This window comes from Microbacterium paulum (assembly GCF_015707995.1).
GTDB lineage: Bacteria > Actinomycetota > Actinomycetes > Actinomycetales > Microbacteriaceae > Microbacterium > Microbacterium paulum.
Genome location: NZ_JAAGRY010000072.1, coordinates 1 through 14,168 on the forward strand (window position 1 = coordinate 1; position 14,168 = coordinate 14,168).

At 69.1% G+C, this 14,168-nt stretch carries 14 protein-coding genes, 1 tRNA gene and 1 pseudogene; 8 read left to right on the forward strand and 8 right to left on the reverse strand.

Annotated features, from left to right (window positions below):
• The 4 genes from G3N18_RS13835 to G3N18_RS13850 form a co-directional block, all read left to right on the forward strand.
• Positions 1–351, forward strand: a 351-nt coding sequence (locus tag G3N18_RS13835; RefSeq protein WP_230404191.1) for a nuclear transport factor 2 family protein, incomplete at its 5' end; no start/stop codon positions are given.
• 144 nt (positions 352–495) lie between these two features.
• Complete coding sequence (locus tag G3N18_RS13840; RefSeq protein WP_196384861.1) at positions 496–1,566, forward strand: aspartate-semialdehyde dehydrogenase; 1,071 nt, start codon at positions 496–498, stop codon at positions 1,564–1,566.
• 104 nt (positions 1,567–1,670) lie between these two features.
• Positions 1,671–3,128 carry a malate dehydrogenase (quinone) gene (gene mqo / locus G3N18_RS13845; protein ID WP_196384862.1) on the forward strand — a complete coding sequence of 486 codons (1,458 nt, stop codon included), beginning with the start codon at positions 1,671–1,673 and terminating at the stop codon, positions 3,126–3,128.
• A gap of 10 nt (positions 3,129–3,138) precedes the next feature.
• A complete protein-coding gene (locus G3N18_RS13850) occupies positions 3,139–3,741 on the forward strand; it encodes a thymidine kinase (RefSeq protein WP_196384863.1) in 603 nt (200 codons plus the stop codon).
• On the opposite strand, the gene G3N18_RS13855 is transcribed toward G3N18_RS13850, so the two are convergent.
• Positions 3,734–4,558, reverse strand: coding sequence for a DUF1295 domain-containing protein (locus G3N18_RS13855; RefSeq protein ID WP_196384864.1), 825 nt, complete (start codon positions 4,556–4,558; stop codon positions 3,734–3,736). The genes G3N18_RS13850 and G3N18_RS13855 overlap by 8 nt on opposite strands.
• A gap of 130 nt (positions 4,559–4,688) precedes the next feature.
• Between G3N18_RS13855 and G3N18_RS13860 the strand changes: the two genes are divergently transcribed.
• Both G3N18_RS13860 and G3N18_RS13865 read left to right on the forward strand, forming a co-directional pair.
• A complete protein-coding gene (locus G3N18_RS13860; RefSeq protein ID WP_196384865.1) occupies positions 4,689–5,408 on the forward strand; it encodes a FadR/GntR family transcriptional regulator in 720 nt (239 codons plus the stop codon).
• Positions 5,409–5,446: 38 nt separating this feature from the next.
• Positions 5,447–6,742 (forward strand): alpha-hydroxy acid oxidase, encoded by a 1,296-nt coding sequence (locus G3N18_RS13865; protein WP_196384866.1) that lies wholly within the window; start codon positions 5,447–5,449, stop codon positions 6,740–6,742.
• A gap of 13 nt (positions 6,743–6,755) precedes the next feature.
• Here G3N18_RS13865 and G3N18_RS13870 read toward each other — a convergent pair whose 3' ends face one another.
• The 4 genes from G3N18_RS13870 to G3N18_RS13885 form a co-directional block, all read right to left on the reverse strand.
• The gene (locus tag G3N18_RS13870) at positions 6,756–7,523 is read right to left on the reverse strand and encodes an HAD-IIB family hydrolase (RefSeq protein ID WP_196384867.1); all 768 of its coding nucleotides are present in this window, start codon (positions 7,521–7,523) and stop codon (positions 6,756–6,758) included.
• An 83-nt stretch (positions 7,524–7,606) separates the two neighbouring features.
• Positions 7,607–7,680 (reverse strand) — tRNA-Pro (locus G3N18_RS13875).
• Positions 7,681–7,713: 33 nt separating this feature from the next.
• Complete coding sequence (locus G3N18_RS13880; protein WP_314855563.1) at positions 7,714–8,682, reverse strand: metallophosphoesterase; 969 nt, start codon at positions 8,680–8,682, stop codon at positions 7,714–7,716.
• Positions 8,679–11,243: a transglycosylase domain-containing protein gene (locus G3N18_RS13885; protein WP_196384868.1), complete on the reverse strand. Its 2,565-nt coding sequence runs from the start codon at positions 11,241–11,243 to the stop codon at positions 8,679–8,681. Before G3N18_RS13885 ends, G3N18_RS13880 begins: the two co-directional genes overlap by 4 nt.
• A 144-nt stretch (positions 11,244–11,387) precedes the next feature.
• On the opposite strand from G3N18_RS13885, the gene G3N18_RS13890 reads away from it, so the two are divergent.
• Both G3N18_RS13890 and G3N18_RS13895 read left to right on the forward strand, forming a co-directional pair.
• Entirely contained in the window at positions 11,388–11,612 is a 225-nt protein-coding gene (locus G3N18_RS13890) for a Sp36 family protein (protein WP_196384869.1), read from the forward strand.
• On the forward strand, positions 11,609–12,073 hold the full coding sequence (locus G3N18_RS13895; protein ID WP_196384870.1) for a RidA family protein: 465 nt from the start codon (positions 11,609–11,611) through the stop codon (positions 12,071–12,073). Before G3N18_RS13890 ends, G3N18_RS13895 begins: the two co-directional genes overlap by 4 nt.
• A gap of 42 nt (positions 12,074–12,115) precedes the next feature.
• On the opposite strand, the pseudogene G3N18_RS13900 reads toward G3N18_RS13895, so the two are convergent.
• The 3 genes and pseudogenes from G3N18_RS13900 to G3N18_RS13910 form a co-directional block, all read right to left on the reverse strand.
• Positions 12,116–12,400: pseudogene (locus G3N18_RS13900) on the reverse strand (AMP-binding enzyme); the annotation flags it as partial.
• A gap of 292 nt (positions 12,401–12,692) precedes the next feature.
• Positions 12,693–13,028, reverse strand: coding sequence for a transposase (locus G3N18_RS13905; RefSeq protein ID WP_196384871.1), 336 nt, complete (start codon positions 13,026–13,028; stop codon positions 12,693–12,695).
• Positions 13,015–13,761: a hypothetical protein gene (locus G3N18_RS13910; protein ID WP_196384872.1), complete on the reverse strand. Its 747-nt coding sequence runs from the start codon at positions 13,759–13,761 to the stop codon at positions 13,015–13,017. Before G3N18_RS13910 ends, G3N18_RS13905 begins: the two co-directional genes overlap by 14 nt.
• Positions 13,762–14,168 lie beyond the last annotated feature (407 nt).

The following is a 14,168-nucleotide window of genomic DNA, read 5'->3' on the forward strand; positions in this document are numbered from 1 at the left end:
GAGCGCCACCGCGCCGTCGTCGCGGCGTTCTCCGCCGCGGCGGCGCCCGGGCGTCTCGAAGCGCTCGTCCGCGCCCTCGATCCCGACGTCGTCCTCCGCTCCGACGGCGGCGGCGTCGTCTCGACGGCGCGGCGCAGCGTGCGCGGTGCCGACCGGGTCGCGCGGTTCCTCCTCGGCATCGCCGCGAAGCATCCGACCGCGACGTATGAGCCCGTCATGCACGGGGACGGCGACGGCATCCTCGTGCGTGTCGCGGGCGGCGTCGACTCGGTCATCTCGTTCGCGACCGACGGCGAGCGGGTCACGGACATCTGGCTCGTCCGCAATCCCGAGAAGCTCCGTCTCTGGTGACGGCCCGAGCGCAGGCGATCCGCCCGGCGCAGGCCGGATCGGCAGGCATCCGCCGTCCTCCAGCAGATCGCCTGCGCTCAGCCCCGGTAGAATCGCCGAAACCCGCTCCTCGCCGCAGCCGCGGCACGCACGCAAGGATCTGCCATGACCCGCATCTCCGATTCAGGACTCTCCGTCGCCGTCGTCGGCGCCACCGGCCAGGTCGGCACGGTCATGCGTGAGATCCTCGCGGAGCGCGCGTTCCCGATCCGCGAGCTGCGCCTGTTCGCCACCGCCCGCTCGGCCGGCACGGCGGTCGAGTACGGCGGCCAGACGGTCATCATCGAGGACGTCGCGACCGCCGACCCGGCCGGCATCGACATCGCCCTGTTCTCGGCCGGTGCGACCGGATCGCGCGCGCACGCCCCGCGCTTCGCCGAGGCCGGCGCCGTCGTCATCGACAACTCGAGCGCCTGGCGGATGGACCCCGAGGTGCCCCTCGTCGTCAGCGAGGTCAACCCGCACGCGGCGCTCAACCCGCCCAAGGGCATCATCGCGAACCCCAACTGCACCACGATGGCCGCGATGCCCGTGCTGAAGCCCCTGCACGAGGCCGCGGGCCTCGAGCGCCTCATCGTCAGCACCTACCAGGCCGTGTCGGGCTCCGGCCTCGCGGGAGCCGAGGAGCTCCTCGGCCAGGTCGAGGGCGTGCTCGCGCAGGGCCACACGCTCGACCTCGTCCACGACGGGTCGTCGGTCGACTTCCCCCAGCCGGAGAAGTACATCGCCCCGATCGCGTTCGACGTCATCCCCTTCGCCGGCAACCTCGTCGACGACGGCGACAACGAAACCGACGAAGAGAAGAAGCTCCGCAACGAGTCGCGCAAGATCCTCGAGCTGCCGGACCTGCTGGTCGCGGGCACGTGCGTGCGCGTACCCGTCTTCACCGGCCACTCGCTCTCGATCCACGCCGAGTTCCGGGGCGACATCACCCCCGAGCGGGCGCGCGAGATCCTGGCATCCGCCCCCGGCGTCGTGCTCGAAGAAGTGCCCACGCCGCTGCAGGCAGCCGGCAACGACCCGAGCTTCGTGGGCCGCATCCGCGCCGACCAGTCGGCTCCCGAGGGCAAGGGTCTCGTGCTCTTCATCAGCAACGACAACCTCCGCAAGGGGGCGGCGCTGAACGCCGTGCAGATCGCCGAGCTCGTCGCCGCGCGCCTGGGCGCCACCGCCTGATCGCACGCCCGCAGTTCACGCGCGGGTAAGAACCGGCATCCTTGACTGCCGGGGATGCCTCGACCGGACGGCGCGTCCGAGAACGCGGCCTAGACTGGGACATCGTGAGTGAACCCGTCGACGTCGTCCTGATCGGCGGTGGCATCATGAGTGCCACCCTCGGAACCCTGCTTCACCGGCTGCAGCCGGAGTGGAAGATCGTCGTGCTCGAGCGACTCAGCGAGGTCGCCGAGGAATCCTCGAACGCGTGGAACAACGCCGGCACCGGGCACGCCGCCCTCTGCGAGCTGAACTACATGCCTCCCGCCGCGGACGGCTCGGTCGATCCCGCCAAGGCGATCTCGATCAACGAGCAGTTCCAGCAGAGCCGTGAGCTGTGGTCGACGCTCGTGGGCGAAGGCGTGCTCGAGGCGCCATCGACGTTCATCAACGCGACGCCGCACATGACGTTCGTGACGGGCGAGAAAGACGTCGCCTACCTCAAGCGGCGCTACGAGGCGCTGAAGACCCAGCCGCTGTTCGCCGGCATCGAATACTCCGAAGACTCGCGCGTCATCAACCAGTGGGCGCCGCTGCTCATGCAGCGCCGCCGCAAGGGCGAGCCGTTCGCGGCGACGCGCGTGCCCGCCGGCACCGACGTCGACTTCGGCGCGCTCACCCGCCAGCTCCTCGGCAACCTCGAGAGCGACGGCGTCGAGGTGCGCACGAACATCGAGGCGCGAAAGCTGCGGAAGCAGAAGGACGGCACCTGGCGCGTCTCGTTCCGCCACGCGCTGGGCCGCACACCCGGCACGATCGACGCGCGCTTCGTCTTCGTCGGCGCGGGCGGCTGGGCGATCAAGCTGCTGCAGTCGTCGGGCATCGACGAGATCAAGGGCTACGGCGTGTTCCCGATCGGCGGACAATGGCTGATGACCTCGAACCCGACCCTCGTCGCGCAGCACAAGGCGAAGGTGTACTCGCAGGCCGCCGTCGGCGCCCCGCCGATGTCGGTGCCGCACCTCGACACTCGTGTCGTCGACGGTGAGACCTCGCTGCTGTTCGGGCCGTTCGCGACCTTCACGCCGAAGTTCCTCAAGCGCGGCCACTGGTGGGACCTCATCACCCAGGTGCGCTTCTCGAACCTGTTCAGCATGCTCAAGGTGGCATTCACCAACCTCGACCTCGTCAAGTACCTGGTCACCGAGCTCGCGAAGACCCACAAGGGCAAGGTGCAGAGCCTGCGCGCCTTCATGCCGACCGCGAAAGACGAGGACTGGACGCTTCTGAACGCCGGCCAGCGCGCCCAGGTGATGGTCGGCGGCGAGCTGAAGTTCGGCACCGAGGTCATCAGCGCCGCCGACGGCTCGATCGCGGGCCTTCTGGGTGCCTCGCCCGGCGCCTCGACGGCGCCGTCGATCATGCTGGGACTGCTGAAGCGCTGCTTCCCCGACCGCATCGCCGAGTGGGAGCCCGAGCTGCGCCGCCTCATCCCGAGTTACGGCCAGCAGCTGAACCCGCAGCCGGCGCTGGCCGACGAGGTGCTGACGGCCACGGCATCCGCCCTCTCGATCAACCGCTGAGCGGGCCCGCATGGCGAAGCTCTACTTCCGCTATGGGGCGATGAACTCCGGAAAGTCGACAGCCCTCCTGCAGGCCGCGTTCAACTACGAGGAGCGCGGTCAGCACGTGCTGCTGGCCAAGCCCGAGATCGACACGAAGGGTGCGGGTCAGATCTCGAGCCGTCTCGGCGTGGAACGGCAGGTCGACTTCCTCATCGGCCCCGGCGACGACGTGCGCGCCCTCGTCGCCGAGCACGGCTCGCGCTACATCGGCGCGGTCGCGTGCCTGCTGATCGACGAGGCCCAGTTCCTCTCGCCCGAGCAGGTCGACGATCTGCTGCGGCTCGTCGTCGAAGACGGCATTCCGGTGCTCGCCTACGGCATCCGCACCGATTTCCGCACGCGCGCCTTCCCCGGGTCGGCGCGGCTGATGGAGGTCGCGCACAGCCTCGAAGAGCTGAAGACCATCTGCCGCTGCGGCCGCAAGGCGCTTTTCAACGCGCGGCTCGTGGGCGGGCGGTTCGTCTTCGACGGCGACCAGGTCGCCATCGACGACCTCGACCACGACCAGGTGACCTACGAGTCGCTCTGCGCGCAGGACTATCTGCTCGCCTCGGGCGGCCGCCTCAGTTGACCGCGACCCGGCGGCGGGGGAGCGGCACGAGCATCGACGTCGTACGACGGTACTGCGCGTAGTCCGGGTACTTCGACGCCGAGATCGACTCGGTGAACACGGTCGAGCCGATGAAGAGCAGGGTCAGCAGCACCGCGCCGATGATGCTCGGGTTGATCACCCCGCCCCAGAAGCCGAGGCCGTCAGAGACGGCGGCGCTCGCGCCGAGCGCGTAGAACGCCCACCACTGCCCCTGCTCGAAGAAGAAGTTCGGATGCCTGCTGGTCGCGAACAGGCCCGTGGTGAGGAAGCCCTCCGCCTCGCCGCGGGCCTTGCGCTGGTGGAAATCCCACTGCTGCTGGTCGGCGACGGTCTCGCCCACCAGGAACGCGACGAAAAGCACCGCGAACACCGCGTCCCACACGCCGAACGGCGACGGGTGCTCCCACGCGACCAGCGCAGGCAGGGTGATGAGCACGAGCAGTGTCATCTGGTACAGCACGATGAACAGCAGGTTGAAGACCTGGAAGAGGGCGGGGCTCATCCGCCCGCGCAGGATCGCCCACCGGTAGTCTTCGGTGCCGGTGTAGCCGCCCTTTCGGGCGAAGTTGAACGTCAGTCGTGCACCCCAGGCGGTCACGAGGAGGGCCATCACGACCAGCCGCGTGGCATCCGCGCCGTCGGTGAGCCCGGCGATCGCGAAGATCCAGACGTAGATCACCGGCACGATCGACCAGAGCCGGTCGACCCAGGACGTGTCCTCGGTGACCAGTGAGGCGATCCAGCAGAAGACGGCCGCGACAGCGGCGACGATGATCACGACGAGGAGGGGGTGCATGAGCACAGCGTAGAAGATCCTATCGTTTCAACCGACGCTTGGCGGCCTGACCACAGTGCGCTAACGTGGTCAGGCCAGCTCTCCGGCCCGTTCCGCGACAGATCCGGGCTCCTCCGCTCGAAAGGCGCCGATGACCGATTCCACTCCCGCCCGCGCGTGGCGTGTCGTGCTCGACCGGATCGAAGGCGATCTGCTCGAGGGCACGCTCGGCCCCGGCGACCGGCTGCCGCCCGAGCGCGAGTTGGCCACGACGCTCGGCGTCGGGCGATCGAGCGTGCGCGAGGCGCTGCGCGTGCTCGAAGTGATGGGTCTCATCCGCACCGCCACCGGTTCGGGGCCCACCGCCGGCGCGATCGTCACCGCCACGCCGCACGGCGGTCTCGCCCAGCTGCTGCGCCTGCAGGTCGCCGCGCAGGGCTTCCCGATCCCCGACGTCTACGAGACGCGGCTGCTGCTGGAGGAGTGGGCCGTCGCCCACCTCGCCGGGGTCGACAGCCCCGACCTCGCCGATGCGCACACGGCGCTCGAGGCGATGGATGCCGACGGACTCTCCGTCGACGACTTCCTCGCGCTCGACGCGCAGTTCCACGTGCGGTTGACCGAGGCATCCGGCAATCTCGTCGTCTCGGCCACCATGGCGGGCCTGCGCGAAACGATCGAGAGCTACATCCGCGGGGGAGCGGCGCGCATCCCCGACTGGGCGGCCACCGGCGAGCGACTGCGCCACGAGCACGCCGAGATCCTGCGCGCGATCGAGGCGGGCGACGCCGAGACCGCGCAGCGCGTCGTCCGCGCGCACATCACCGGCTACTACGCCGACGCGGGCCTGCCCGACCCCACCGACGCCTGACCGCCCCGCCCGACACGACACCGAGAGAAGACGCCACGATGGTTCAGCGCCAATTGCCGAAGATCCCCGAGCTGCTCGAGCTCATGCAATTCAAGAAGCCCGAGCTGGATGCCACGAAGCGCCGCCTCGAGTCCGCGCTGACGATCTCCGACCTCCGCCGCATCGCGAAGCGCCGGACGCCAAAGGCGGCGTTCGACTACACCGACGGCGCCGCCGAGGGCGAGATCTCGATCAAGCGCGCCCGGCAGGCGTTCGAAGACATCGAGTTCCACCCCGACATCCTGCGCCCCGCCGCGTCGGTCGACACCTCGGTCGAGATCCTCGGCGGCCCGTCGGCGCTGCCCTTCGGGATCGCGCCCACCGGGTTCACCCGGCTGATGCAGACCGAGGGCGAGATCGCCGGTGCGGGCGCCGCAGGTGCCGCAGGCATCCCGTTCACCCTGTCGACCCTCGGCACGACGTCGATCGAGAACGTGCGGGCCGCGAACCCGCACGGGCGCAACTGGTTCCAGCTCTACGTGATGCGCGACCGCGAGATCTCCTACGGACTCGTGAAGCGCGCGGCGGCCGCCGGGTTCGACACGCTCATGTTCACGGTCGACACGCCCGTCGCCGGCGCCCGGCTGCGCGACAAGCGCAACGGCTTCTCGATCCCGCCGCAGCTGACCCTCGGCACGATCGTCAACGCGATCCCGCGGCCCTGGTGGTGGATCGACTTCCTCACCACCCCCAAACTCGAGTTCGCGTCGCTGACGACGACCGGCGGCACGGTCGGCGAACTGCTCGACGCCGCGATGGACCCGACGATCAGTTACGAGGACCTCGAGGTCATCCGCTCGATGTGGCCCGGCAAGATCGTCATCAAGGGCGTGCAGAACCTCGCCGACTCGAAGCGCCTGATCGACCTCGGCGTCGACGGCATCGTGCTCTCGAACCATGGCGGCCGTCAGCTCGATCGCGCGCCGATCCCGTTCCGGCTGCTGCCCGAGGTGGTGCGCGAGGTCGGCAAGGATGCCACGATCATGGTCGACACGGGCATCATGAACGGCGCCGACATCGTCGCCGCGATGGCGCTCGGGGCGAAGTTCACCCTCATCGGGCGGGCCTACCTGTACGGGCTGATGGCGGGCGGACGCCGGGGCGTCGACCGCACGATCGCGATCCTCCGCAGCGAGATCGAGCGGACGATGAAGCTCCTCGGTGTCTCGACGATCGCCGAGCTCGAGCCGCGACACGTCACGCAGCTGCAGCGGCTGACACCGGTGCCCGGGGTTGGTGCTGCGGCATCCGCCTCGCCGGTCCGGCGGCCGACGGCGACGCGCGTCAAGGCCTGACGCAGGACGCGCTTCAGGCGCGGGCGGGCAGCGTCGGGATGAGCTGTTCGAGGAAGGCGGCGGTGTCGGGCCAGCCCTCGACGGCCTGGCAGGCGACGCCCATCGCGAGCACGGGGTAGTCGTTGCCCGCCTCGTCGAGACGGTCGCCGACGAAGAGCATGTCGTCCAGGTCGATGCCGGTCTGCTCGGCGAGTTGGCGCATGCCGAAGGCCTTGTCGATGCCGCGCTCGGTGATGTCGACCGACGTCGACCCACCCGAGCGCACCTCGAGGTCGGGAATGCGTGCGGCGACCGCGTCGCGCAGTGCGTTCTTCTTCTCGCCGGTCGGGTCCCACGCCATCTTCGCGTCGACGGGGGCGGTCTGACCGAGCGCCGAGAACGTGATCTGCGAGCCGCGGTCTTCGAGGATGTCGCCCCAGGTCTCTGACGCCCAGAGGCCGAGCCGGCGCGCCTCTTCTTCGACGGCGGTGAGCGCCCGGGTCTTCTGGTCGTCGGTCAGCGTCCGCGCGTAGACGGTCTCGATGCCCGCCGGGGTCAGCCGGTAGTACTGCGTGCCGCAGGTCGGCATGAGGTGCAGGCGAGAGAGCACATCGTCGGATGCCTCAGGGAGCCGCTCGACGACCTGCGCCGTGAACTGGCCGAGCTGCCCGCCCGAGATGATCGCCACCTCGACGCGCTCGGCGAGGGCGACCAGCAGGTCGCCGATGCGCGGGTCGATCGCGCTCTTGGAGGGAGCGAGGGTGTCGTCGAGGTCGAACGCGACCAGGCGGGGGGTGGTCATCGGGGCTCCGTTTCACGCCGGACGGATCGGCATCGTGCGACGAAGGGCCCCGCCGGTTTTCCTCCGGTGGAGCCCTTCTGCTGTCGGGGTGACAGGATTTGAACCTGCGGCCTCGTCGTCCCGAACGACGCGCGCTACCAAGCTGCGCCACACCCCGTGGCAACCCTCCGAGTCTACAGGGTTCTGGCGCTCATGCCGAATCGACGGGTGATGTCGCGCGGATCTCGAGCACCGACACCTCGGGCCGGCACGCGAACCGCACGGGAGCGTAGATCGAGTGGCCGAGCCCGGCCGAGACGTTGAGCGGCACCGAGCGCCCGTCGTGGGTCCAGGTGCTCAGGCCGCGGGCCTGATCGCGCGGGATGTCGCAGTTGGCGACGAGTGCCGAGCGCGAGAACGGGATGCGCACCTGGCCGCCGTGCGTGTGCCCGCCGAAGATGATGTCGGCGCCGAGGTCGGTGAACGCGTCGAGCACGCGGCGGTACGGCGCGTGGGTGACGCCGACGGTCAGCGCGGTGGGGGCGGGGCTGCGCTGCCCCCACGGGTGGCGGCGGATGTCGTCGAGCTCGCCCGGCAGCACGCCGAGGTCGTCCCAATCGCGGTGCGCGTCGCTCACGCCGAAGGCATCCAGGTGCAGGCCTGCGACGTCGATGACGGATGCCGCGTTGTTCAGGTCGACCCAGCCGAGGTCATCGCGGAAATAGGCATCCATCGCCGCGGTGTCGAGGTCGACGCCCCGGTGCGGCCGCTGCGACGGGCCCTGGAAGTAGCGCAGCGGATTGCGCGGCGACGGTCCCGTGACATCGTTCGATCCGTGCACGAACGCACCGGGCACGCCCCCGAGCGGTGCGAACGCGGTGCGGATGCCTCGCAAGCCGTCTTCGTGCCCGAGGTTGTCGCCCGTGTTGATGACGAGGTCGGGCTGCACGCGTTCGGCGACCTCGGCGATCCAGGCCTGCTTGCGGTGCTGCCAGGGCGCCATGTGCGCATCGGAGAGGTGCAGCACGGTGAGGGAGGGCGAACCGGGCGGTAGCAGGGCGAGCTCGTGGCGGCGCACCGTGAAGAGGTACCGCTCGATGCAGGTGCCCCAGACCGCGGCCGAGAGCCCCACCGCGGCGAGCGCTCCCGCCGCACCGAACGCGCGCTGCGCGCCGGTCACCGCCCGCACTTCTTGGCCTGGTACTGCACCGAGATCGCCGCGTTGCGGTTCACGACGGTGCCCGCCGCCGGATCTGTTCCGGTGACCGTGCCTTCGTCGTTGGCCGTCTCGGTGGCGGTGCACGCCGTCGTCACCTGACCGAAGCCGGCATCGCGCAGGGCCTTCACGGCGTCAGCGGGCTTGCCGCTGACAGCGGGCACGGTGACGCCCTCGCCGTTGCTCGGCCGGATCGTGACGACCGTGCCGCCCGCGACGCGCCCGGCACCCGGATCCTGCTGGATCACGGTGCCGGCGCCCTCGAGTCCGTCGACGGCGTCGCCGACCGAGACCGAGAAGCCCGCGGCCCGCAGCGTCTGCGTCGCCTGATCGACGTTCATGCCGATGACCGACGGCAGGTCGGTGAGCACGCGCTTGGTGAGGTTCGAGTCGGGCCTCGGGAAGTCGTCACCGCCGAACTTCGCGTTCGCCGCACCCTGCATCGCGGGCCAGATCGAGTTTCGGATGCGCGCGAGCGAGTAGCCGCTCTCGTAATAGTTGTTCAGCTCGGCGTGGCCCTCGACGTTGCCGACCCACACGACTGTCGCGACCTTCGACGACGCGCCGTCCATCCAGGTGTGCTCGTACTCGTGGATACCGGTCTTGCCGAACACCGGCACACCGTCGCCGATCTGCGCGCCCGAACCCGTACCGGTCATGACGCCCTGCAGGGTGTACGCCGCGGTCGCGGCGACCTGCGCGGTCAGCGCTGCCGAACACGTCGTCTGCGGCGTGATGTCTTCGCCGTCGGAGTTCAGGGCCTTGTCGATCGCCTTCGGGCCGCAGAGCGTGCCGTTCGCGGCGATCGAGGCGTACGCTTCGGCCATGTCGAGGGGCGCCACGTTCTTCGACCCGAGCACGTCGTACGGGTTGTTCGTGGCATCCAGCGCCGTGCCGTCACCGACGGTCACGCCCATCTTGCCGGCGACCTGGTTGGTCGAGCAGACCGAGATCTTCTCGGCCATCGCGATGAAGCCCGAGTTCAGCGAGTCGCGGGTGAAGTTGTACACCGTGCCGTTGTAGCCGCTGTTGGCCTCGAAGTTTCCGATGCCGTCGCCGTTGTTCGAGAGCTTGACGTCTTGCGTCACGCCGTCGCAGACGAGCACCTTCTTCGTGCCGATGCGGCCGTTGATCGTCTCGTTGACCGAGTGGCCCTGCTCGAGCCAGTTGACCAGGCTGAACACCTTGTAGGTCGATCCGGCCGGGTGCCCGATACCGCCGCCGTTCTTCTCGCGCACGTTGTAGTTGACCGAGGTGGTGCCCGCCACATCGCCCGCGGCGCTGTAGGGCCGGTTCTGCACCATCGAGAGGATGCGGCCGGTGCCGGCCTCGACCTGCACGGCAGAGGCGCCGAGGTCCATGTAGTCGACGTTGGCGGGGACCACCGAGATCGCGCTCAGGCCGGTCTGCTGCAGATCGGGGTCGAGCGTCGTGTAGATCTTCATACCGCCGCGGCGGAGGTTCGCGGCGCGGGCGTCTTCGTCTTCGCCGAACGCGGGGTCGGTGAGCAGCACCGAGCGCACGTACTCGCAGAAGAACTCCGCACCGGCCGCCGTCTGGCAGCCCTGCGTCTGCTCGGAAACCTGCGGCGTGATCGGCGAGTTGTAGGCCTCGTCGTACTCGGCCTGCGAGATCTTGCCGAGATCGAGCATGCGCTCGAGCACGTAGTTGCGGCGGTCCAGCGTCAGCTTGTAGCCGTCGGCGGCGCTGTTCACGGCGTTGCCGGCGTCGTCTTGCGTCGTGCCTTCGGGCTCATCGATGCGGTACGTGTTCGGTGCCTGCACCATGCCCGCGATCGTCGCGGCCTGCGCGATCGTCAGGTTGGCCGCCGTCGTCGAGAAGTAGTGCTCGGCCGCGGCGCCGATGCCGTAGACCGTGCCGCCGAAGTTCGTGATGTTGAGGTACCCGAGAAGGATCTCGTCTTTCGAGTAGGCCTTTTCAAGCTGGATGGCGTAGCGCATCTCCTGCAACTTGCGCTGGTAGCCCTCTGAACCGCTGTTGACCGTGGTCGCGGTGAAGCAGGCTTCGACCTCTTCGGTGCCGTTCGCCTTCGACTCGCAGTTCTGCTGCAGCACGTTCTTCACGTACTGCTGGGTGATCGACGATCCGCCTCGGCTCGACCCGCTCGACGCGTTGCCGAGCAGGGCGCTGATCGTGCCGCCCAGGTCGACGCCGCCGTGGGTGTAGAAGTTCTTGTCCTCACTCGAGGTGATCGCGTCGAACATGACGGGGTTCACCTGATCGAACGTCACCGGCACGCGGTTCTGGTCGTAGAACTGCGCCATCAGCGTGTCGTTGCCGGCGCTGTCCTTGCGGTAGAACTCGGTCGGCAGCATGAGCGGGTCGATCTCGAGGAAGCTCGGCATGTTCTCGAACGTGTCGAGCGCGCTCGAGGCGGCATAGCCCGACACCGCGATCGCGGGGGTCACCGTCGCGGTCACGAGAATACCGGCGACGGCGCTCAGACCGACGAGGCCGGCGAGTCCGCCGAGCACACCGCTGGTCGTCCGATTGAGATGAGGCATAGGCTTGATCGTAGGGGAAAACCCTGGGCGAACCCTCGAAGCGCGGGGGTGCGCGGGACGCCCTGCTCGCCCGCTCTCGCCCGTCTCTTCTCGCCCGCTCTCGCCCGTCTCTTCTCGCCCGCGATCCCGCCACAGGAGCCTTCTATGACCACGTGGGAATACCTCACCACACCGCTGCTCATCCACAACACCGCCGCGATCCTCAACAACTGGGGTAAGCAGGGTTGGGAGCTGGTGCAGGTCGTCACCGGCCCCGAGGGCGGTCTCGTCGCCTACTTCAAGCGCCCGGTCGGTTCAGGCTCTGCCAACGCCGGCCTCGGCGCGGCCGCCGTCGCCGCCCAGCAGTTCGAGGGCGAGGGCCAGGCATGAGCGCCTCGATCAGCGCCCGCCTCGCCGAGCTCGGCATCGAACTGCCCTCCGTCGTGCCGCCCGTCGCCGCCTACATCCCCGCGACCGTGCACGGCGACCTCGTCTACACCTCGGGCCAACTCCCGATGATCGCCGGCGCCCTGCCTGCCACGGGCAAAGTGGGGGGCGCGGTGGATGCCTCCGACGCCGCCTCCTACGCGCGCCAGAGCGCGCTCAACGCGATCGCCGCCGCGGCGGCCGTCGTGGGCGGGGTCGACCGCTTGACGCGCGTCGTGAAGGTCACCGGATTCGTGGCATCCACCCCCGATTTCACCGGGCAGCCGGGCGTCGTCAACGGAGCCAGCGAGGTTCTCGGCGAGATCTTCGGTGAGGCCGGTCGGCACGCCCGGTCGGCCGTCGGCGTGCCCGTGCTGCCCCTCGACTCGCCCGTCGAGGTCGAGGTCGTCTTCGCCTGGGAGTGAAGCGCCGGGCGTCTCGGACCCCGATCTCGCGCGGTTCACGCGTCACTTGACCTGCGCCGCGATGACGCTCATCACGGCGGTGTCGGCGAGGGTCGTCGTGTCGCCGACCTCGCGCCCCTCGGCGACGTCGCGTAGCAGGCGGCGCATGATCTTTCCGGAGCGCGTCTTGGGCAGTTCGCCGACGATGTAGATGTCGCGCGGTCGCGCGATCGGGCCGATCTGCTCGCCGACCCATTTGCGCAGCCCGTCGGCGAGGCCCTCGGGGGAGTGCTCGTTGAGGTAGCTCTGCTTGACGATGACGAAGGCGACGACCGCCTGACCGGAAGTTGTCAAAGTATGCGTCAGCGATCGGTTCGTTGGGGTTGAGCGGAGCGGGGCGACGTTGTCATTCTCGTCGTCGGCCAATGAGGCGTTTGAGTGAGGGTCCGTCGTCGAGAATGACGAAGGTCAGCATCTATCGAGGGATCAGGGATGATCGCGAGGACGACGAGTGCGGTGTCCAGCGTCAGCAAGAGGACCGCCGCGCCCTCGCGGCGAGTACGGCTTCGAGGTCGTCGGGGCGAAGATCGACACCGACATCGGATCCTCGACATCCCGGCGCGGGCGAGGATCCGCCAGCCTACGGAGAGATGTTCGCGCGGGCGCGGGCGGGAAGTCCCCGCACATCATCGCTTATCCGAACGTTCGCATCACACGACGAGTGCTTGAGCTCGAAGACTCGACCAGGTTGAACCCTCACGCGCGTGAGGACCTGGCACTGACCCGTTGTGGCTTGCGGTGCTCCAACCCCGCCCAAGCGAGCGAACCCGGCCTCGTCGCGGCATCGCCCGGCGTGGGACCAAGACATGAGGATCTGCGCGGCGACGAGAGTGCCGATGCCCGGTCCGGTGAGGAGACTGCGACAAGTCTCGCGGAGCTCGGCCTCCGTCCGTGTCACCTCATCAGACGCGCGCACGGCGTCGCGTCCGGAGCGATGAGCCGATCAGTGCGCCCGCTCCGAGCACGACCAGTGCTGCTCCGACCCAGAGCGCCGGGCTCAACTCGCCTCCGGTCGCGGCGAGTTCATTGCGCTGCACGGTCACCGCGGCAACGACGGTGAGGCCGATGTCGTCGAAGCTGAGGATGAGGTGGTGCTCCCCGTTCGTGACGCCGGTGAGGTCGAAGCCGCCGGTGATGGCGGCGCGGTCCCACTGAACAGTGCCGAGCGATACCGGGGTCGATCGCATGTTGCCGATGATCGACGACCGCGAACCCTGCATCTTCGTCAGGAATGAGGACATCAGGTCGAACGCTTCACTGCGCTTGTCTGTCAAGCCGGCCAGTCGCAACATATCCATCTGCTGAGTGTTCGTGACGGCGTCGCGTTCTACGCGCAGCGTTGCGACGAGGTCGGCAGCGGCCGTTCTCGCCTCGGTGGAGTCCGACGTCGCCGAAAGGAGAATGTGCGACTCGACGGCCGGGTGTGCGGCCGCGATCGCTGTGGCCAGCGACTCATCAGTCGGCCCGGCGACGTATGCGTTCAGGGCCGTGATGGCCGCGTTGAGCGTGACGACGCGGGCGTTGCGTTTCTGCACATCTGTGACCTGAGAGGAAAGCTGCTCGTCGAGCAGCCGGACGCGCTGATCCTGGACAGCGCGCAGAGCCCCTTCGAGGTCGAATGCGGTGAGCGAGATTTCGTTCACGGTCACGCCCGGCAGCCTGGAGGCCACCGGCGACAGCAGCTGGAATGCGGCGGCCGACTCGCTCGTAGACGGCCGCTCCGCGAGGCCGAGCGCCTGTCCCGAGCCGTTGAGGAGAGGGAATGTGACATTCGGTGTGCCCGCCGCGGCCGCAAGCAGGTCGGCAAGCTCGGGCCCCGAGATGCCGCTGAGTGCTCCGGTGAGGTCGACATCGTCCGGGCGCTGGAAGACCGCGATGTAGGCCTGCTGTACCGGGTCCGTGGTGGGCGTGGGGGTGGGTGTCGGGGTGGCGGTGGGCGTAGGCGTGGGGGTGGGGGTCGGGGATCTTCGGCAATTGGCGCTGAACCATCGTGGCGTCTTCTCTCGGTGTCGTGTCGGGCGGGGCGGTCAGGCGTCGGTGGGGTCGGGCAGGCCCG